This window comes from Hymenobacter perfusus (genome assembly GCF_003944765.1).
Taxonomy (GTDB): domain Bacteria; phylum Bacteroidota; class Bacteroidia; order Cytophagales; family Hymenobacteraceae; genus Hymenobacter; species Hymenobacter perfusus.
This window is the reverse complement of record NZ_RWIU01000001.1, coordinates 1165625-1186234: the sequence shown is the minus strand read 5'-3', so window position 1 is coordinate 1186234 and position 20610 is coordinate 1165625. Positions and strand designations below refer to the sequence as shown.

9 protein-coding genes are annotated in these 20610 nt (G+C 60.9%); 4 read left to right on the top strand and 5 right to left on the bottom strand.

Features of this window, described 5'->3' with window-relative positions; all coding sequences use genetic code 11:
- Positions 1 to 73 precede the first annotated feature (73 nt).
- The 4 genes from EI293_RS05045 to EI293_RS05030 all read left to right on the top strand — a co-directional run bounded on the left by EI293_RS05045 (position 74) and on the right by EI293_RS05030 (position 2995).
- Positions 74 to 721 (top strand): alpha/beta fold hydrolase, encoded by a 648-nt coding sequence (locus EI293_RS05045; protein ID WP_170170248.1) that lies wholly within the window; start codon positions 74 to 76, stop codon positions 719 to 721.
- Positions 722 to 1041: 320 nt separating this feature from the next.
- Positions 1042 to 1815: a cyclase family protein gene (locus tag EI293_RS05040; protein WP_125436034.1), complete on the top strand. Its 774-nt coding sequence runs from the start codon at positions 1042 to 1044 to the stop codon at positions 1813 to 1815.
- A gap of 110 nt (positions 1816 to 1925) precedes the next feature.
- Positions 1926 to 2474 (top strand): exosortase X, encoded by a 549-nt coding sequence (gene xrtX / locus EI293_RS05035; RefSeq protein ID WP_246010530.1) that lies wholly within the window; start codon positions 1926 to 1928, stop codon positions 2472 to 2474.
- Positions 2471 to 2995, top strand: a complete 525-nt coding sequence (locus tag EI293_RS05030) for an XrtX-associated membrane protein (protein ID WP_125436032.1) — start codon at positions 2471 to 2473, stop codon at positions 2993 to 2995. Before xrtX ends, EI293_RS05030 begins: the two co-directional genes overlap by 4 nt.
- A 111-nt stretch (positions 2996 to 3106) precedes the next feature.
- On the opposite strand, the gene EI293_RS05025 is transcribed toward EI293_RS05030, so the two are convergent.
- The 5 genes from EI293_RS05025 to EI293_RS05005 form a co-directional block, all read right to left on the bottom strand.
- Positions 3107 to 3382 carry a hypothetical protein gene (locus tag EI293_RS05025; protein WP_125436031.1) on the bottom strand — a complete coding sequence of 92 codons (276 nt, stop codon included), beginning with the start codon at positions 3380 to 3382 and terminating at the stop codon, positions 3107 to 3109.
- Between the two features lie 83 nt (positions 3383 to 3465).
- Positions 3466 to 5982: a DUF5686 and carboxypeptidase-like regulatory domain-containing protein gene (locus EI293_RS05020; protein ID WP_125436030.1), complete on the bottom strand. Its 2517-nt coding sequence runs from the start codon at positions 5980 to 5982 to the stop codon at positions 3466 to 3468.
- Positions 5983 to 6127: 145 nt separating this feature from the next.
- Complete coding sequence (locus EI293_RS05015) at positions 6128 to 7093, bottom strand: NAD(P)/FAD-dependent oxidoreductase (RefSeq protein ID WP_125436029.1); 966 nt, start codon at positions 7091 to 7093, stop codon at positions 6128 to 6130.
- Positions 7094 to 7246: 153 nt separating this feature from the next.
- Entirely contained in the window at positions 7247 to 13144 is a 5898-nt protein-coding gene (locus EI293_RS05010; protein WP_125436028.1) for a right-handed parallel beta-helix repeat-containing protein, read from the bottom strand.
- Between the two features lie 261 nt (positions 13145 to 13405).
- Positions 13406 to 20377: a T9SS type A sorting domain-containing protein gene (locus tag EI293_RS05005; RefSeq protein WP_170170247.1), complete on the bottom strand. Its 6972-nt coding sequence runs from the start codon at positions 20375 to 20377 to the stop codon at positions 13406 to 13408.
- Positions 20378 to 20610: the final 233 nt, after the last annotated feature.

Below are 20610 nucleotides of genomic sequence, written 5' to 3'. Positions count from 1 at the left end.
AGCTAACCGCACTCAATTACCGCTTAGCCAGCAATTCATACCTCAACTCTCATCACTCAACTCTTTCAACAACGTGTTCTACCTCATTCCCGGGCTGGGGGCCGATGAGCGGGTGTTTCAGCGGCTGCAGCCGTTGCTGCACGGCGCAACCTGCCTGCTGCCGTGGCTGACGCCGGAGCCGGAGGAGACGCTGCCGCACTACGCGTCCCGCATGGCCGCCGCCATTCCGGTAGGCGCCGAAGGGTTGTTGGTGGGGGTGTCGTTTGGCGGGGTGGTGGCGTTGGAAATCAGCCGGTTGCGGCCGGGGTTGCGCACGGTGCTCATCAGCAGCATTCCTGATGCCGACTGCCTGCCGCCGCTGCTGCGCCTGGTGCGGGCCACGCGGGTGTACCGGCTGGTGCCGCCCCAGCTACTGAAGCTGTTTCCGCGAGCCGGGCAGTGGTATTTTGGGGTGCGCAACGGGGCCGAATACCGCCTATTCCGGCAGATTCTGCGGGATATGGAGCCGGTATACACCCGCTGGGCCATTCACCGGCTGCTGCACTGGGACAGCACCCACGTCGGCCGTAGCATCCAGATTCTAGGTACTCGCGACCGGGTATTTCCGCCCGGTCCCACGCCGGTAGAGTACCTCATTCCCGGCGGCGGCCATTTTATGGTCCTCAGCCACGCCGAAGAAATCAGCCGAATTTTGAATAATCTGGTGGAAGAACCCCAATAGTAGCCCGTCATTATGAGCTTGCTGAGGAATCTCGCGTGCTGACGTTATTGGAAGAGAACGTCATGCTGAGCCTGCCGAAGTATCTCGCGTGCTGATGTCAGAGTAGCATTGCAACGTCAGCACGCGAGATTCCTCGCAGACTCGGAATGACGTTCTGAGGTCTGTTTACTATTGCAACGTCAGCACGCGAGATGCTTCGGCAAGCTCAGCATGACGTTTTGGGGTTTGTTTACCATCGCAACATCAGCACGCGAGATTCCTCGATAAGCTCGGAATGACTGGCTTTAGTGTCGTCCACTCGTTTACCCACTACCAAATTCATGCTTGCCACCTACCCTTACCACGGCCGCACGTTTGCCTTCGACCCGGCCGCGCCGCTGGATATTTCCCTGCCCCTGGCCCCCGGCGAAAACCAAGTGAACTGCTTCTGGGCCGAGCCGGTGCAGTTCGACGTGATTCAGGTGGGCGACTTTGTGGGCAGCGTGGCGCAGGGCGGCAGCACCAACTACCAGCGCGTACACCTCACGCCCCACGGCAACGGTACGCATACGGAGTGCTACGGCCATATTTCGCCCGATCCGGCGGCTACGCTCAACCGCTGCCTACGGCGGTTTCTGTTCGTGGCCCGGCTGCTATCGGTGCAGCCCCGGCCCCAGGCCAACGGCGACGAAGTGGTGCTGCTGTCCGACGTGCGCCGGGAACTGGAAGGCGGCCCCGAAGCCGCCGTGCGCCCCGAGGCCTTGATTCTGCGCACCCTGCCCAACCACCGCGCCAAGCGCACCCGCCAGTACTCGGGCACCAATCCCACTTACCTGGAGCCCGCCCTGGCCGAGTACCTGGCCCAGCATCATATCGAGCACCTGCTGCTGGATCTGCCCAGCGTGGATCGGGAAGAGGACGGCGGGCAGCTGCTGGCCCACCATGCATTCTGGCAGTACCCCCAGGCTACCCGCCACGCGGCTACCATCACCGAGCTCATCTTCGTGCCCGATGACGTGGAAGACGGCCTCTACCTGCTCAACCTCCAGGTCACCAGCCTGGAGCTTGATGCCAGTCCCAGCAAACCCATTCTCTACGCTCTGCGCCAAGCCTGAGCCAGTAGCGCGAACCGCAAAGTTTGCCCCACGGGCGGCCCATCCGGTCGGCGGCGGGTTAGCGTATGTTGGCCGAACCGTGTAAGTTCGTGATTCACTGCTGTGTTGCTATGTCTGCTATTCTAGCTTCTTCCCGTCGCCCCTTGGTACGCTTCCTGCTGGTTGCGACCGGGATATACCTGCTGTGGTTCTTCCTGTACGACCGGAATCTGGCCCTGGATGGTCGGCTGGATGCGGCCCTGTCGCGCAATATTGCGGCGGCCGGCGCGGGCATGCTGCGGGTTTTCGGGTTTGACACCCAGGTAGATGCGGTTCAGCCCCGGCTGCTGGTGATGGACGGCCGCCCCGGCGTTATCGTGGGCGACCCGTGCAACGGGCTGGTGCTGTACGCGCTGTTTGCGGGCTTCGTGCTGGCGTTTCCGGGCGGCGGGGTGCGCAAGCTATGGTTCATTCCGCTGGGCATTACCGCCATTTACCTGCTGAACGTGGTGCGGGTAGCGGCCCTGGCCCTCAACCACCACTACTATCAGCAGTCCGTCGAGTTCAACCATCATTACACCTTCACCTTCGTGGTGTACGGCAGTATTCTGCTGCTCTGGATGTGGTGGGTCACGCGCCTGCACCCGGAGGCCCGCACCTTCAGCCAAGCCGCCGCATGAGTCCGGCCTTGCAACGCGGGTTGCGCTACGCCGCCATTGCGGGGCTGGTGGTGGTGCTATTTCTGCTGGGCGTAAACTCGGGGCCGGCGTATCACGCCCTCACGCACGCCTGGGCGGCCGTATTGCCCACGTCGCTAGCGGAAAGTCTGCGGCAGGGCACCAGCACGCTCGTCACCAAAAAGAGCCTGCCGGCTATGCTCACCTACGGCATCTTCTACACCAGCCTGTGCCTGCTGCTGATTGGCTTGCTGCTGGGTACCTGGCGGCGGCTGGGGCTGGCTCTTACAGCGTACTGGCTGGTATTCGGGGCCTGTGCGCTGCTGCTGGTGCTGGGCAAACTCGGCCACCTCGATTGGGCCTACCAGCTCGCCCGCCGCCTCATTGATATGGTCGTTTCGCCACTGCCGGTTATTATCCTCGTGCCACTGCTGCACTGGCAGCGGCGAATTTCGGTAAGTGAAATTGTCATTGCGAGGACGAAGGACGATGCAATCCATCCTTCACGCAGCGCAAAACTCTGAAAAGCAGAAAGCCCCTGACGTCAGCATAGACGTCAGGGGCTTTCCAGTTTTTTTAAGCTTGTCACATTAAAAAGGATGGATTACTTCGTCGTTCCTCCTCGCAATGACGGCTTAGTTCAGCCACACCGTCAGGAGCATCTCGAAGCGGTGAGGGGCGTAGGCGTTGTAGTAGGGCGCTTCGCCCTCGAACCCGAGGACGTGGACCAGGGCCATGCCTTCGGTGTGCGAGTCTACTACCCGCACGGGGTAGAGCTGGCCTTCCTCGGGCCAGTGGCCTACGTGGTTGTAGGGGCGCTGGCTGGCATCGACGCAGCGCGCATAATCAACGAAAGGAGCGTGGCGGGTAGCTTCCGCCAGCGTCAGGTTAGCAACTTCGTACTTCGGCATGATGGGTCGTTCTACAAGAATACTGCCCGAATGATTCCTTTTCCGGCGGAAAAGTTGTCTGGCTCAGGTAGTTCAATCAAAGATTAGAGCTGGAACTGCAGGCTCGCTTTTACCCCAAAGGTACGGGCTCCGGGCAAATTCCGGTAGGTGAGGCGGTGCAGGAAGTCAACGCGCAAGACCTTGAGAATGTTCTCCACGCCGTAGCCAACTTCAGCGTATGGTACCCGGCCCAGGGCCCGGAAGGTGGGCAGCGGCCCCCCGTTGATGGGGTCTTCGGCCGGAATGATGCGGCGGTTGGCTTGGCTTACGCCGCCCCATAGCACGTTGCCGGTGGCTACCAGCCGCCAGTTGAGCTGCTTGATGGCGGGCAACGAGTTGAGCAGAAACCCATCGAACCGGTTCTCCACCCGAAACGCCACGTACCGGTCGCTCACGAACTCAAAGTAGCGCATCAGGTTGAACGCCCCCGCATTGTAGAACGGCGACTGGTTGCCGAGGTGGGTTTTGAGGACCGGATACGGCACTGTGCTCGGAATGTAGCCCGCATCGAGGCGGTAGTCGGCGCGGCCGAGTTGGCCCAGGCGCAGGCTCTGGTCGATGAGCAGGTTGAGTTTGTGGTAGCGGAAATCGGAGCCCAGTACCTCATCCAGGCCCAGCGTGTAGCGCACCGTAAACACCGGCCACCGCTTCAGCCCAATGGCCGTGCGGCGGTTCTGGTTGTTCTGAATCAGCACCTCATCCCGGGCGTAGCGCGACTCCACCACCACTTCCGAGAGGCCGAACTTATCGGCGGTAGGTGCGCCGGGGCGGGTTTCGCGGGTGTAGTAGGCAAACGGGTAGAGCGGCTCGAACTGCTGCCGCCGCAGAATCACGCGCTGGGTAAAGCCCCGGAACAGGTCCGACTGCACGGCCAGCGTGGTCAGGTCGCGGCGCAGCGGGCGGCTGCTGGTGATGTTGCCCAGCCGGGCCGAGGCCTCAAACAGCGGGTTTTCGAGGGCGTAATCGTTGTCGAGCAGGGCCACCTGGTCCAGGTCGCGGCGATGCTCGAAGTTCATCACCGTCCAATGGTTGCGGTTGAGCACGCGCTGCACCCGCAGGCCGTACTTGAAGCGGCCGTCCTGGGTGCCGTAGGCCAGGTAGGTGCGCAGCAGCCAGTCGCGGCTCCACTCGGGCGTGGTCCGGAAGCCCGCCCGGAAGCGGTGGCCCTCAATGTTGTTGAAGCTGTACGTGGCCAGCAGCGGGCCGATATCCACCTTGCCCAGGCGGTAGTAGCCGTTCACGGCCACATCGGCCAGTTCCAGCACCGAGCGTACGGCCGGCAGCTTGCGCACGGTGTCCAGCACCATCATGGTGGCCTGCTCCTGGCGGCTGAGCGTATCGGGCCGGTTTTGCTCGAAGAAGCCCTTGGGTACCTCGAAGGCGTCGGCGGCGGTTTCCAAAGGCCGGTCGTAGAACGGCAGCGGCCGGGGCTGGTTCACCTGAAAGCCGGAGTTGATAATGGTGAGGCGCGCCAGAATGCCAGTGCTGCCCTTAGTGGGCTTGATGCCGATGACCACTCGCGTCTGGCGGGGCAGCCACTGACCGGCCGGGGTGGGGGCCATTTCCTGCCGCACCCGCACCTGCTCAATAAAGTTGAGGTTGGCCTCGGGACTCACCGCCAGATCGAGCTTGCGCAGCGCGTAGGTGTCGGTGGTAATCCAGATGGTGCCGGTAAAGGCCAGGTCCTGGGGCCGGCGTGGCTGTACGCCAATGCGGTAGCAAAAGTCCTGGCCCACCAGCACCGAATCCTGCAACTCGTACTCGTAGGTGAACTTCCATCCGTCGGCAATGGGCGAGATGAAGTCCTTGCCCAGCAGCTGCTGCCAGTTGCGGTAAAAGTCCCAGTCCTGAAACGACGAGCCCATAATCTGCGACACCACCGAGCCTTCCCGGGGCGTGGCCCCGCGCATCTGGGTGCGCCGGATTTCCTCGCGGCGGCGCAGCGGGTCGTTGAGCTGGTAGAAGCGCGACAGCACTTCGGAGGCGAAGATGGGTACCACGGCCTTGCCGTTGGCGTCGCGCGGAATGCCCAGGCTGTCGGCCACCTGCGTGAGCTGGCGCAGGGCCTTGCGCCGGCTCACGGCGTCGGGCAGGTTGTTGAGGGCTACCTCGGTGCGGCTGTAGCTGTCGAACTCGAAGACCGTGAGGGCGCGCTTGTCGTTGCGGGGCTTGCGGGCCTGCACCTGGCGCAGAATACGGTAGGCCGGATTCTCGCGGGGCCGCACTACCACCTCCCCCAACGATACCGAGCCGCTGCCCAGAGTAAAGTTGAGAGTTTGCTTTTCGGCGGTGCTGCTCACCCGCTTCTTCTGGGTGGCGAAGCCAATGGCCGAGGCCACCAGCGTATCGACGGGGCCGGTGATAGTGAGCTGATAGCGGCCGGCGTCGTCGGCGGTGGCTCCCTGGCTGGTGCCGCGCACGAACACGGAGGCAAACGGCACCGGCTGGCCGTTAGCGGCCTCCGTGACACGCCCGCTGAACACCATGCGCTGGCCCCGGGCCGCCGACACGCCCAACCCCACGAGCAGCAACAGCAGAAAAAACGGGCGTAATACGGGCATACGTGGTGATAATGAGCGCAGGCCGTACGGGGGCAAGCTATCCTGCAAGTAAGATACCGCGCTGAGGCCAGAAAGCCAATTTTAGGTAGGAGGGTAGGAGGGTAACGAAACCTTCCGACCCACACACCCTCGCACCCGCCTACTCTCACTTAGGGCATTCCTCGCGGGTAAGGGTTTCGTTGATGTGAATAGCTGCGGAGCTGCCTTCGGCGGCTGCCAGAATAGCCTGTTGGGTACCGGGCGTAGTATCACCGGCGGCGTAGAGGCCGGGAATGGAGGTTTGCTGTTTCTTATCTATCCAAACAGCGCCCTTGCTGGTGAGGCGGCAGCCGAGCTGTTCGGCCAGCGGGGTGCGCTGGTGCTGATGCGCATGGATGAACACCGCCGTGCGCGCCAGCTTCTCCCCCGACTCAAACACGATGTGCCGCAGCTCGCCGTTTTTGGTGCCCTCCAGCCGCGCTACCGGTTCCTCCCGCACCCGGATATTCTGCTGGCGCAGGCGGCGGCGGGCGTTGGCCGTGAGGTAGGCCGGGTCTTCCACGCAGGCCACCACATCGGAACTCCAGCGGCTCACCAGCAAAGCCAGCCCGGTCACCAGCTTGGCCCGGCCGTACACGGCCAGGGGTTGGTCGCGCACTTCCCAACCGTGGCAGTAGGGGCAGTGCAGCACCCCGCGTCCCCACAGGTCCCGCATTCCGTCGATGGGTGGCAGCTCGTCTTCCACGCCGGTGGCCAGCAGCACTTTCCGGGCCGTGAGGAGAGTGGTATGGCCGGTTTCGCCCTCAATGGTCAGCCGGAATTGTTGGGCCAGTACTTCCACGGCTGTTACCCGCCCGGCCTGTATTTCCACCGTTTGATATGGCGCGAGCTGTTCGCGGCTCAGGCGCAGCAGCTCGGCCGGCCGGGTGCCGTCGCGGGTGAGAAAGCCCTGCACGGCCGGTGAGGGAGCATTACGCGGCGTGCCGCCATCCATCACCAGCACCCGGCGCAGGCAGCGGCCCAGCGTGAGGGCGGCACTCAGCCCGGCCGCCCCGGCTCCAATGATGGCCACGTCTACATCGGTAATGGGGCGGCGTGGGGCACGGTGGCGGGGTGTTCGGGGAGCGGGCATTGCAGCAGGATGTATAAAGCAGTGAACAGACCTATACCGGTAACGGTAGCTGTAGGTTGAGAAGAAGGCGCAGGAGAGAAAACCGGCACCAAACAAAAAGCCCCTTCTCCAGGGAGAAGGGGCTTTCGTAAGCGGGGGAAATACCGCGTGGGGTTATTCCTTAATCAGACGCTTGGTGAATACCTGGCTGTTGCCCTGTACCTGCACCAGGTAGCTGCCGGTGGGCAGGCTGGTTACTTCCAGCAGGTCGTTGGTGCCGCCCTGGCGGGAGAGCGTGCGCACCGTGCGGCCGGTCATATCGGTAATGGTTACCTGATACGTACCCTGGGCAGCACCCGAAAGGTCGAGGCGAGCATCAACCGAGCTGGTAGCTGGATTCGGATATACTTCCACTGCCGTGCGAGCTGCTGCCGGGAAGCTTACCGTCTGCACCGAGCTGAACGCTTCTGTGCCGTCCGTGTCTACCTGTCGCAGGCGGTAGTACACCACGCGGCCCTGGGCCTTGGTAGCAGCCTGTGCATCTACGGCCGAGTAAGCGGTAGCCGTGGTTTTGGTGCCCTGGCCTTTTACTTCGCTGATGGCCGTGAAGGTCTGACCATCGAAGCTACGCTCCACTACGAATCGGTCGTTGTTCACTTCCTGGGCCGTGGCCCAGGCCAGCTTCGTGTCTTGGCCGGCAGCCTGCGCCGTGAAGCTCGTCAGGGTTACCGGCAGGGGGCCGTTGCTTACCGGAGCTACGCCCGAGAATTCCGAGGTACCCGAGTTGGCCACCGTAGAAGTAGCCGTAACGCGGGCACCCACCGTCGTGAGGGCAGCCAACTGGGCCGGTGTCAACGAAGCAGTCGGAATCGAGAACTGGAACATGTTGGCGTTGGTTTCGCTGCCCTGGTCCAGGCCGTTCATCAAAGCACTGTAGGATTTGCGGCCGGTGGCGGCATCGTCCGAAGTGCCTTCCGTGCGGAAGGTCAGGTAGGTCTGGCCTTCGCCGAAGTTCGTGGGGTCAGTAGCGGCCACGTAGATTTCTACTCGGGCTCCGGCCGGCGCATAGCCTGCCAGCAGCAGGTTGCCGCCATTAATACGGGCCTGGGTAACAACCGGGAAGTTCAGCAGGCCGTTGGCCCCGCTGGTAGTGGTGCGGCCGCTGGCGTTTTTGGTTACACCGTCACCATCGGCAGTACCGCCGTTGGCCAGGTCAATGGCCAGGCCGCCGTTGCCGCTGAACGAGTTCTGCGAGAAGGTGTTGTTTGAGCCGGCAATGGCCACAATACCGTCGCCTGCGTTGCCGGTGAAGGTGTTCAGGCTAACCACGTTGCCCGTACCCACCGTCCGGATAGCCAGACCGGCGCGCTGCGTACCGTTCAGTGTGCCGTTGCCCTTAAACAGGTTCCCGGTGATGGTGTTGGTGCTGTTGGTGCCGCTAACGAAGTCAATCCCCATAGCCGCGTTGTTCACGAGCTGGTTGTTGCTGATAGTCGAACCCGTCACGCCGCTGAATTCAATGCCATCGGCATCGGTGCGGGTGGAGTTGCGAATCACGTTGCCCGTGATGGTCACGCCGCTCAGTGCGTTCAGGCCGATGTTCGAGCCGTTGCTGTAGAACGTGCTGTTTTGGATAACGGCCCCGGTTACACCGGCTCCGTCGAGGCGCAGACCCTGGTCGGCACCGTTGGTGGCACCCGTCAGGCCCAGGCCGTTCAGGGTGAAGTTGCCGCCCGTTACGTACAGGCCACCACCGTTGCGGCCGGCCTGACCGTTGAAGTTGATGGTAACCTCCGGACCGGTAGTCGATTCGGCTACGGTGGCGTTGGTATCACCGGTGCGCAGCGTCTGCTGGTTGCCGTCGATGGTGGTACCGGCATCCGTCACGGCGGGCAGGGCGCCGGAAGCGGCCGTCAGCGTGATGGTGGCTTGGCCGTTGCTGGCGCCGCCGTTCAGGCCGCTCCGCATACCGGCGGGTACGTTGGTGGTCCGGCCGTCGCCAATCATGAAGATGGACGTTTCGCGGCCGTTGGTCAGGCCTTCCTGGCGAAGGTTGGTGTTAGCCAGTCCGTTGGAGTTGGTGATGAACTGGGCCAGCGAGCCGGGGCCCGTAGGATTAGTGTTCACAATCACATCGAAGTTGAAGCCGAACTCATAGGAAGGCGTTCCTACGGGGCGGTTCAACACCTGCGCCGTGCTGATGGACTGGGGAGTAGCGGTGCTGGTCGTGAGGGCACTCAGCAGTTGCGCGCCGGTGTTCACAGGTGCATCAGCCAACCGGGGGTTCTCACCACCCACGCGGTTCACGTCTTCGGTGATGTAAGTCTGCACGGGTACCAGGCCGGTGGGCGTAGTGCCCGTAGCGCGTACCGACGTGACGGTGCTGTTTACTACCCGCACGGTGTAGTTGCCGGGGAACTGATCCGGGAAGCTGTACGCGCCACCAGCAGTGGTGGTGGTAGTAGCCGTCAGGGTGCCGTTTTCATCGTAGAGCTCTACCGTGACGTTGGTGCGGCCGATAACGTTATTGCCGAAGCCGGAAGCTACAGCAGCCGAGTTGGCCGTGGAGTAGGTGCGGCCCGCGCCGCCGCCGTAGTTCACATCATCAAACACTACGCCGATGATATCCGTGGTCAGCACCACCGGAATGGTGACGGTGCCGATGTTCGAGGAAATCGTGTTCGAGTTGTCGTAGGCCTGATACGTGAACTTGGCGTCGCCGAAGTAGCCGGCCGTGGGATCAAAGGTAAGCTGAATGGCTTGGGCCGGGGTCAGCTCCTGGCCGCTGGTGACGGCTACACCGTTCAGGCGCAGGATGCCCTGCGAAGCATCGGGCAGCGTGGTAACCACATAGGAAGCAATGCTGCCATCCGAATCGGTGCCCGATAGGGCCGGGATGGAAGTAGCACCAGCTTGGTCCGACATGCGGGGAGCGGTGATGTCAGCTACCGTAGGAGCTACGTTGGAAGCGCAGTTGCTGCCGTCTTTGGCTCGAGTATTAATGGTGGCATTGGTTACCTGCACGTCGTCGAGCAGGAAGGTGGTGGCACCGGACCGGGTAAGGCCAATTTGGATTCTCCGCACGCCGGTAGCAGTGTAGGGAACCGAAATAGCTACCGTGCTATTCGCAGTAGCTGTCAGAAGAGTAGGGCCATAGGTCACATCGGTCGTTCCATTCTCATTCAGCAACCGTACTGTATAGAAAGGGCGGTTGTTAGTGTTGCCAACATTACTGGCCCGGGCGTTGAATGATACCGTACCGCCGGTTAGTGTCAGGAGTGGCGTCGTGTACGTATCCGTTTCACCGCCGGCAATGGTACCTGTCAGGACTTCCCGGCCGTTAATCGTGGTAACATCTGAGAAGGTGAAACCTGAAACGGTAGCGCAGTAGTCAATAATCCGACCTTCAAAGTCTTCCGTGAAAACATCATTGGTGGCCGCGTTGATAGTCTGCACGGCAACGTTGTTGTCCGTGTTAGCATCCGGGTTAACTGTGCTACCGATGGTAGCCGTGGTGGTCAGGTCGCCGGTTTGGGTAACGCGAGCTACCACCGTCATGGTCGTGCTGCTATTAGCCGTTATGGTACCCACGTTCCAAACCCCGGTACCGGAGTTGTAGGTACCCGTCTGAGTTGAGCTAACGAACGTCAGGCCGGCTGGCAACGCGAAGTTCACGTTGACGCCCGTTGCTGCGGCGTTGGAAGAGGCCACTACGGTGTAGGTTACCGTTTGCCCCACGCGGTAGGAGCCGAGGGTTACGCGTTGGGTAACAGCCAGATCAGCCGTCGCTACAGTGGTTAATGTGACGGGAAGGTTGTACGTGGCCGTGTTGGAAACCAGACCCAGATCATCGGTAGCTGAGTAGGTGAACGTGCGGGGGCCGTTGGTAGCGGGGGCCGTATATGTAAGCAAGCCAGCTTGGTCAGCCGGAATAATCTGGCCTACCGTGACGTTGGCACCATTCAGTATCAGGGTACCGTTATTGTTGCCAGGCAGCGTTACAATCCGGTACGATACTACGGTGGAATTACCTTGGGGGTCAGTAGCGCGCAGGGGCAGGATAGGCTGATTGCCGGAGCCGGCTGCTACCGCGCTGTTAGTGATGTTCAGAGCCGTCGGGGCCACGTTGACTACCGTGGTAATCTGGGCGGCGGCCTGGGTACCGTTGTTGTTGCCGGTAATCGGGTCGGAGGTAGCGGCCGTGTTGCGGGCCGTGCCGGTTGTTGTGCCGTTAGGCATGTTGAAGCTCACGGTGTTGGTTACCGAAGCACCCGAGGCAAGTACCGCCGTGGTATTGAAGGTTACCAGACCGGTGGCCGAATTATACGAGCCGTTGGTAACGTTTACGCCGCTCAGGTTGGCCGCCAGCTGAATGGTCGGCACCACGTTGTTGGCCACGTCCAAACCGTCATTGTTTGTCGTGGTGACGGTGTAAGTAACGGGGCCGCCCACGTTGGCGTAGGTGTTGCCCGTTACGGTCGTCGTCACATCGGCTTCTTCGCACCAGGTGAAGGCCGAGATATACACGGCCTGCGTGCCGGGGTTATTGATTTCCGTTTGCAGGTTTTTGTACACCAGCTCCAGACGCACGATGGCGTCGGTGAAGGTGATAGTCACGTTGCCATCGGGGCCCAGCGTGCTGCCGGAACCGGTAGCGGGGTTGGTGCGGCCGGTGATGCGGTTGTTACCGCTGAAGAAGTTGTTGCCGTTCGGGGCCAGCGAAATGTCGCCGGCATCCAGCTGTACCACCGTGCCATCGGCACGGTAGCCGTTGAAGGTCACGTCATCCACGAAGGCGCTGCCATCGGCCACGGTCCCTTTGTCCAGGTCACCCATCGTGAAGCTGAAGTTCTTCAGGGGGCGGTTGAAGTAGAAGTTGGCCGTGCTGGTCACATTGGCCGTGCTGGTGTAGTCGGTAAACCAGTCCAGGGCGTAGCCCGGGCCACCGGCGCGCCGGTCGGTGGTGAAGGTCGTTTCACCCGCCGCTGCCGTAGACGAGTAGCCGCTGACGCCGTTCAGGTTGTTGCTGACCGTAACGGCACTGTTGGGCACCGTAACCGTGCGGTTGGTTTTCCAGTTCTCATTGTTGGGGCGAGTGGTAAAGTCGAATACCGACGCCTGCCCGCAGGTAGCTTTGTTCACCGGAATACCCAGCTGAGCCTCCGCAGAGGTAGCCCCGAGGTTATCGGTAGCCGTGAACGAGGCAATAGCCGAAGTGCCGCTGTATCCGGCGGCCGGCTGGAAGGAAAGCTGAGCCGCATTAGCTACCGTATAGCTCTGATTGGCTACTGCGGCGTTTCCGTCCACGAACAAGGTGCCCGTGCTGGCATTGGGCAGCGTAGTGAAACGGAACGAGCTAACGGTTCCGTCGCTGTCAGAAAAACCCCAGACGGCCAAATCGCGCAATGGCTGCCGGAGGTTGTTGCTGATGAGGGTAGCCGTTGTGAAATCGAAGGTGTTAGGTGGGAAGTTGTTGACTACCTGAAAGCTGTAGGTAGCCGTGTTGGAAATACCCCCCGGATTATCACCGGCAACAAAGCGGAAGCTTCTCGTACCTACGGCCGAGCCGTTGTTGGCAATAAAGCCAATGAACTGCGCCTGCTGAGGCGAAACAACCGTTCCAACATTAACCTGCTGAAAATTCTGCAAGGCGGCATCGGCCACATACAGGATACCATTGGCGGGTACCGATTCAAACCGGAACCGGACAATATCATTGTCCACATCGGTTGCCGTCAGCCCTTCGAGCTGAACAAACGCGCCGTTGTTCTTAACCAGGATGCTGCTGGTAAAGTCCGTTACAACCGGAACAGCGGCCGGCCGGCCTGCTACTCCGACGCGGGACGTTTTAACGAAGCTGTCGGGCCGCAGAAGGTCGGCCAGTGGCTGCGCGAAGGTGCCTACGGCTCCTAGGGTAACCGGCCGGGCCTGCTGTTCAGCCGCCGGTTTCAACTCCGTTGAAACCGGGAAAGCCTTGTCAATCCGTTGCTGGGCCTGCGCAGTGCCGGTGAGGGCCAGGCCGACAGCTGTCCAGCACGCGGAAAGTGCCAGGGAGCGTAAGTGTGTTTTCATCCGTATGAAAAGCTTAGGGAAAAATCAAGAGGACAGGATTTTCCACTTAGAGGAAATCCTGTCCAAAATTACTTTGCCAGCAGCCATTTACTGCTATTGTTCACAGTCTTTTAATGGAAGTTCGGCGAGGCAAATGCAGTATTCATAGAAAATTCCCATTATGGGACAAGCCGTCGGGTTTTTAGTTGCTAAAAAAGCCCGGCTTCTGCAACTGAAGCCGGGCTTTTTAAAATTCACTTTTTAAGTTATTCAGAATGAAGACTATTCTACTTTCGTTAGCTTTTTAGTGAATATTCGGCCCTGGCCCTGTACCTGAACCTGGTAGCTGCCCTGGGGTAAGCCGGTGACTTCCAGCCGCTGCAGAGTGCCGCCGGAGCGGGTGAAATTCAGGACCGTACGGCCGGCCATATCGGTTACGGTTATCTGGTAGGTACCTAAAGGCAGCGTAGTCATATCTAGGTAAGTGCCGGTCTGCTCCGAAGCCGGGTTGGGGTACACCGCAATATCGGCTTTGGCGGTAGTAGTGAAGGCCACCGTCTGTACCGTGGTCAGGGAGGTAGTACCATCCAGATCTACCTGCCGCAGCCGGTAATACACCAGACCAGTCACCTGCTGACCAATGTTCCGGTCGAGGAAGGTATAGGGCGTAGCGGTGGTTTTGGTGCCCTGGCCGTTCACCTGACCGATGGCAGTAAACTCCTGCCCGTTCAGGCTGCGCTCCACTATAAAGTGGCGGTTGTTGAGCTCCTGGGCCGTGCTCCAGGCCAGTTGGGCATCCATACCAGCGGCTTTGGCTGTGAAGCTGACCAGCGTAACCGGCAGCGGGGCTACCCCAATGGTGAAGGTGACAGGCTGCGTATTCGTGCCGCCAAACACGTCAATGGTCGTGACCTGCACGGTGTAGGTGCCCGCTCTCAACTTGGACCGGTCCTGCACCGAAATCAGGCCGGTGACCGGATCAAGCTGCAGGCCCAGCGTGCTGAGCTGGGTAGTGCCGGCCGCATCGGTGGCCGCGTTGGCGAGGCCGTTGGCCGTGATGGCTCCGACGGAGCTATAGCGGCCCCCGTTCACATCGAACACCGTAGCAATAGGGTCGTTGTTCTGGTAGGAAGTAGCCACCGTGCCACCTTTCACCGGCGCGTTGGTGTACACCGAGTTGAGGTCCTGCCCAACCGGCACCGTGTACAGCGCTTCGGCAGAAACGGCGTTGCCATTGTCGGTGGTGGTGTAGGTGAAGAACGCATTGCCCACGTAGCCGGCCGCCGCATCAAAGAACAGCTTATCAGCATCAGCCAGCGGAATTTCCTTGCCTACTACCACGGCCACGCCGTTATAGAACAGAACGCCCTGAGTAGTCGGGGGCAGGCTGGTAATGTTGAACACCGTCAGCGTGCCATCGGCGTCCCGGCCCGAGAGGGGGGAGAGGGCAAAGGCACCGGCCGAGTTACCCAGTGGCGCGCGGGAGCTGTTGACTACCGCGTTAGCCGTGGGCGGCTGGTTGGTCATGGCCGTGTTCTGCACCGAGGTGTTGTTGCCCCCGTTGGTTTCAGCCGTGGTGGTGATAACCGAGCCGGTAACCGAGTAAGCCGTTGCGGGAGCCGTGAAGCTGATGGTGTTGGTTACCTGGTTGGCGGAGCCCGGCTGCAGGGCATTAATGGCCGGGAAGGTCACCAAGCCGCTGCCGCTGTCATACGTGCCGCCACCCGAAACCACCACGTTGCTGAGGCCGATGGGCAACTGAACCGTTTGCTGGGTAGTTGCCGCCGCCGACGGGCCGCTGTTCTGAGTGATGATGTTATAGGTAGCCGAAGCCCCGGGGCTGATGCTGGCCGGACCCGATACCGTCGTCGTGACGTCGGCCTGCTGGGTTACGGTAATGTCGCTGGTAGCGGTGTTGTTGGCCGTATTGGTTTCGCTCTGAGCCGCGCTGACCGAGGCCGTAGCCGTAAACGAGCCGCTGGCCGGCGCATTCACCGTCACGGTGTACTGCGTGCTGCTGTTCACTGCTTGCGAAGGCACTACCGGGAACGTCACTACCCCCGTCGTGCTGTTGTAGCTGCCGCCGCCCGAAACCGTCACGCCCGTCAGGCCCGCCGGCAGGTACAGCAACTGTTGCACGTTGGTAGCGGCAACTGAGCTGCCGGAGCTGTTGGTGGTCGTTACCGTGAACGTAACCGGCTGGCCGGGCGTACGGGCGGTGATATTGGCCGATACTGTGGTTTGCACGTCCACCGTCTGGGCCGTGGCGGCCGAAAGGGTTGTGGTAGTGGTAGCCGAGTTGTTGGTCGTTACCTCCTCATTATCAGCTGCCGTATTGGCCGTGACAACCAGCTGCGAGGTAGTAGGGGCCACGAAGCTGATGGTGTTGGTAACCGAACCGGCTGGCTGCGAGGCAATGGTCGGGAACGTGACCAGGCCGGTGGCACTGCTGTAGGTGCCGCCACCCGAAACCGTCACGCCCGTCAGGCCGGTAGGCAGCTGCACCGTGGTAGCCGAATTCACTGCCGATGACGTTCCGTTGTTCGTCGTGGTAACGGAGTACGTAACCGGGTTGCCGGCTACTGCTGTCGTTGGGCCCGACAGGCTGACCGCCAGATCGGCCACCGGCGTTACGGTAGCGGTAACGGCCGAGCGGTTGTTGGTGGTGATGGTTTCAGCCGTAGCCGTTGCCACCGAGGCCACATTGTTGAGCGTGCCACTGGCCGGAGCCGTGTACATAATGGTATTGGATACCGAAGCCCCCGGCTGCTGCGAGGCAATGGTGGGGAAGGTAACCACACCGGTAGCACTGTTATAGCTGCCCCCGCCCGAAACCGTCACGCCCGTCAGGCCCGCCGGAATTCGTACCGTCTGAATTACGTTGGCAGCAGCTATGTTCCCCACATTGGCCGTCGTTACCGTGTAGGTCACAGCCTGACCAGAGGTTACCGCAGTAGGTCCGCTTAAAGAGGTCTGCACATCCGTCACCGGATTCACACGAACAGTAGTGGTGGCTACGTTATTGGCGGACATGGGGTCAGGGGTGCCCGATGCCACGCTGGCTACGGCCGCCAGCGTACCAGCCGCCGGAGCATTCACTGTAATGGTGTACGAGGTGCTGGAGCCAGCATTCTGCGTTTCAATAGTGGGGAAAGTGACCAGACCCGTAGTAGGGTTATAGGCCCCCCCGCCTGAAACCGTTACGCCCGTCAGGCCGGCTGGCAAGGATACCGTCTGCACCACGTTGCTGGCCGAATTAAGACCATCATTGCCCTGGGTTACCGTGAGCGTAAGCGGGCCACCCGGAGCAGCCGTGGCCGCCGATGAGGTGATGGTGGTGAACAGGTTAGCACTGGTTGCCGGAGCCGTCGTAACAGCTGTTGCTGCGGCCGTCGCCGTATTGTTGCCCGTGTTAATATCCCCGGCTGTCGGCGTTACTGAAGCCGTAGCCGTGAAGCCTGCCGCTGGGGCCAGGAAACTTACGGTGTTGTTGATGCTGGTTCCACTGCTGATGGTCGGCAGAGCCGGGAACGTTACGTCCCCGGTCGTGCTGTTGTAGGTGCCGCCGTTGCTGACGAATACGCCCGTCAAGCCCGCTGGTATCCGCACGGTCTGGGTCACGTTGGTGGCTACCGATGGCCCGTTGTTCTGGGTAATGACGCTAAAGGTCGTTAAGGTGCCGGCTACTGTAGTAGTCGGACCCGTAAGGCGGGTCAACAAGTCGAAGGCCGGGGTTACGGCGATGGTAGCGGATGACGAGTTGTTGGCCGTTTGGCCCTGCTCGTTATCAGCCGTGGCAATGCTGCCGGTAGCCGTTACCGACCCGCCCGAACCGGGGGCGTTGAACAAAATCCGGAACGTCTGGGTCCCGCCGCTGGCCAACGAACTCACCGTGGGGAACGTCACCACACCTGAAGCAGGGTCGTATGAACCGCCATCAGGCAAAGAGACACCCGTCAGGCCGGCCGGAAGCTGTACTTGGCGGGTAACGTTACTGGCGGCCGTGGGGCCAACGTTGCTGAAGGTGGCGTTGAACTGGGCCTGCGCACCGGCTACTACTGGGCTGGCCTGGGCCGTTACGCTAACAGCCACATCGGTCACACTCCGCACACTCAACGACAGCGTGAACTGGTCGGGAGCAGCATTGCCGCCCTGGCCGGTAGTGGTGCTGGTGTTGCTCGTCAGGCTGGCCGCGCCCGGCGTGGCCGGGGCCGTGAAGCTGAACTGGTACGAGTTGGTAACCCCCGCCGCCAGCGCAGCGGCCGTCCCGAAGTCGATGACGCGGGTCGTAGTATTATAGGTAGCACCATTCGGAATAACCACATTGGTCACGCCGACGGGCAGCGTGACAGTTTGTGTCACGCTATTGGCACTGCTCAGGCCATTATTGCTGAAAGAAGCCGTGTAGGTGCCCGAGGGCTGGCTGGCCAGCAGGCTGGTAGGGCCGCTCACAACCGTTGTTACATCGGCCACCGCATTGATGACCACCGTGCCGCTGGCCGAGTTATTGGCCAGATTACCGCCCTCACTGGCGTCGCCGCTGATAACGGCTGCCGCCGTCACGGATGGGCTGTTTGCCGGCGCCGTAAAAGTAATAACCGAGTTCTGCGAAGCACCGCTGGCCAGGGAGGACAGGGCAGTATACGTCACAACGCCGGTGGTAGGGTTGTAGGTGCCACCATTGGTAGCCACCACGTTGGTGAGGCCGGCCGGCAGTTGCACCTGACGCACCACATTGTTGGACGCGTCGGGACCATTATTAGTGAAGGTGACGTTAAGCTGGCCCGTCTGCCCGGCATTAATAGGTGTCGTCTGGGGCGTTACCGTAGTAGCCAGATCGGCCTGGGCGCAGAAGGTCAGGGAGTTGATGCCGACGGTAGCCGTGCGGGCTGCTGTGAAAAAGGTATTCGTATTGGATAACACAATTTCCAACCGCCGGACCGGGGTTGTAAAGCGAACCGTGACGTTGCCGTTGAGCGAACCGGCCGCTACGGCTGCCGTGCCCTGCACCGTATTCGGAGAGACGAAGGAGGTTGAGGAGCCCAACGTGAAGTTAGCCGCCGACAAGGTGGCTGCCGTTCCGCCGCTGGTAGTGGTAAACCCATTGAACTGCACCGCTTCCGTGAGCTGCGTGCCAGTATCAATGTCCTGCAGGGCCAACGTCAGGTTATCAACTGGCCGGCTGAAAAGTAGCGTAGCCGTAGCTGTTCTGGTCGCTGTATTGGTGGTCAGCTGCCACACCAGGCTCTGGCCCGATAGGTTGCCATCCGTCGCGACGCTGAATACATCGGCGGCCGTGTTTTGGGCGTAGCTGTATGTGTAGTTCGTGCCGCCCAGCGTTTCGGTGCCGGTTTTGCGGTTACCGGTAGTGGCGGTAGTGTAGTTCAGCGTACTCACCTGATTACAGTCGCTCACCGTCAGGTTACGGGTGGCTGTGTTGTTGGCCGTGGCCCCGTTTTCGTTGCCGGGGGTGCTGGTGTTGGCTACCAGGCTATAGGCACCCGTGGCTGCCGGAACCGTGAAGCTGAACGTAAACGAAGTCGGGCTGCCGCTGGTTACGGAAGCCGCCGTACCGAAATCGATAACGCGCGTGCCGGCATCGTAAGTGGCCCCGGTCGGGATGGTTACGTTGGTGGCCCCGACTGGCAGGGTCACCGTGCGGGTTACCTGCTGGGCGGCATCGGGGCCGTTGTTACCGTACTCAACGGTATAGCTGACGGTGTTGCCCACGTTGGCCGCTACCGGGCCGGCCGTGAAGCGCGTGTACACGTCCACCACCGAGCACCACGACATGGAGTTGATACCGATTACCTGCCCACCGGGGTCGGCAACGGGCTCCGTATTCCGGTAAGTCAGGCGCAGGCGCACAATAGCCTGCGGAAACGTCACTACCACGTTGCTGTTGGGCCCGAAGTTGTTGGCGTTGCCCTGCCCCGTAACCAGGTTGGTGGCCATGAAATTGTTGGAGCCGTTGGGGGCCAGGGCCACATCAGCGGCAGAAAGCGTAATCAACTGCCCAGTAGCCGTATAGCCATCCAACTGCAACTGGTCGCGCCAGGTGCCATTCACTTGGTCGATATCGGCCAGGGCAATGGAAAAGTTATCCAGGGGCCGACTAAACGTAAAGTCTACGGAAGAGGCGTTGTTGGCTGAGGATGTATAATCAGTCTGCCAAAGCAGGCTTTTACCCGCCAGCGCCTGGTTGTCTTCTACCTGCAGGGCCGTCTGGCCGCTGGGGGCCGTGTAGTTGCTGGCCGTAATGGTTACGCCTTCCACTAGCACCGACTGGGTGGTCTGGAAGTTTTGCCCATCGGGCTGCCGGGCAAAGTTGAGAGTGCTGGCCTGGCCGCAGGTGGCTTTGGCCACCGGAATTCCGTAGCTGGCACTGCTGCCGTTGGTACCGTTAGCGTTGCGGGCCCGGTAGTTGAAAACTGCCGTGCCGAAGAAGCCAGCGGCCGGATCAAACGTGAGCTGGGCGGCCTGGGCGGGCGTGATGGCCTGGTTCAGCGTTACCGGCGTGCCGTTCAAAGCCAGTACACCCTGGGCCGCTGTGGGCAGACTCAGGATAACGTAATCGGTGGCTGCAATACTGCCGGGCTCCACCGACAATGGCTCCGTAAGGGTAGTAGCCGGAGCTCCGGCTGGTACAATCTGCGAAACCAGGGCGGCGGCAACCGGCGTCTGTTCTACATTGATGGTGAATGTAGCCGTACCGGAAGACAGCTCGTTGTTGCTGTTGCGGGCGCGCCACTGGAATGAGGTAGTGGCGGTGGCGTTGGCCGTCGGGCGGATTAGAACCTGATTGTATTCCGACAACAGCTCTTCATCCGGAACGGTGGTTATCTGCTTGATAGCCCCGGTGGAGGAGTTATACACATACAACTCGGCCACGTTGGCATTGGGCACCGAAAAGAAGCGGTAAGCCGTAATAGGGAAGCCTCCGTTATTGGTAACGCTCAGGTTAACAACGTAGTACAAGCCCGTAGTGCCTCCTATGGTAACCGATTGGTTGGCTACCGTGGGAGCAGCGTTGGGTCGGCCTGCGTCCTGCCCCGGCAGGACGCGGGTGGTAACGGGCTGAGTGGGCAGAATCTCCAGCTTGTTCTGCCGGAAGGAAGGTGGCTGCAAGTCACTGATGCTGGGCATCACGGCAGGCAGTGAAGTTGCAGGCACTACCCGTTGAGCCTGCACGTCGGGTGATACCAGGGTACCTGCCAGAAACAGGGCCGCCCAGAGACGTAAAGCTTTCTTCATGGGAAATTTATAGAGTAGGTTGAAAAAGCGTAATCCGGTAGCGTCAGGAGGGTCAAGTGGTGTTGGCAGCAAAGGCAAAACCAGCTGCCTGGAGCTTACGGAGAAGCCCTGCGTGGCCTTCATTTCCGACAAAAGCCACTTAACGCTGTGTGAACCTACGCACGGGGTATATGCTTTGGTTCAACTATCTAATAATGAAATACATGTATTCTAAAATTGGGAAATTTATCCAT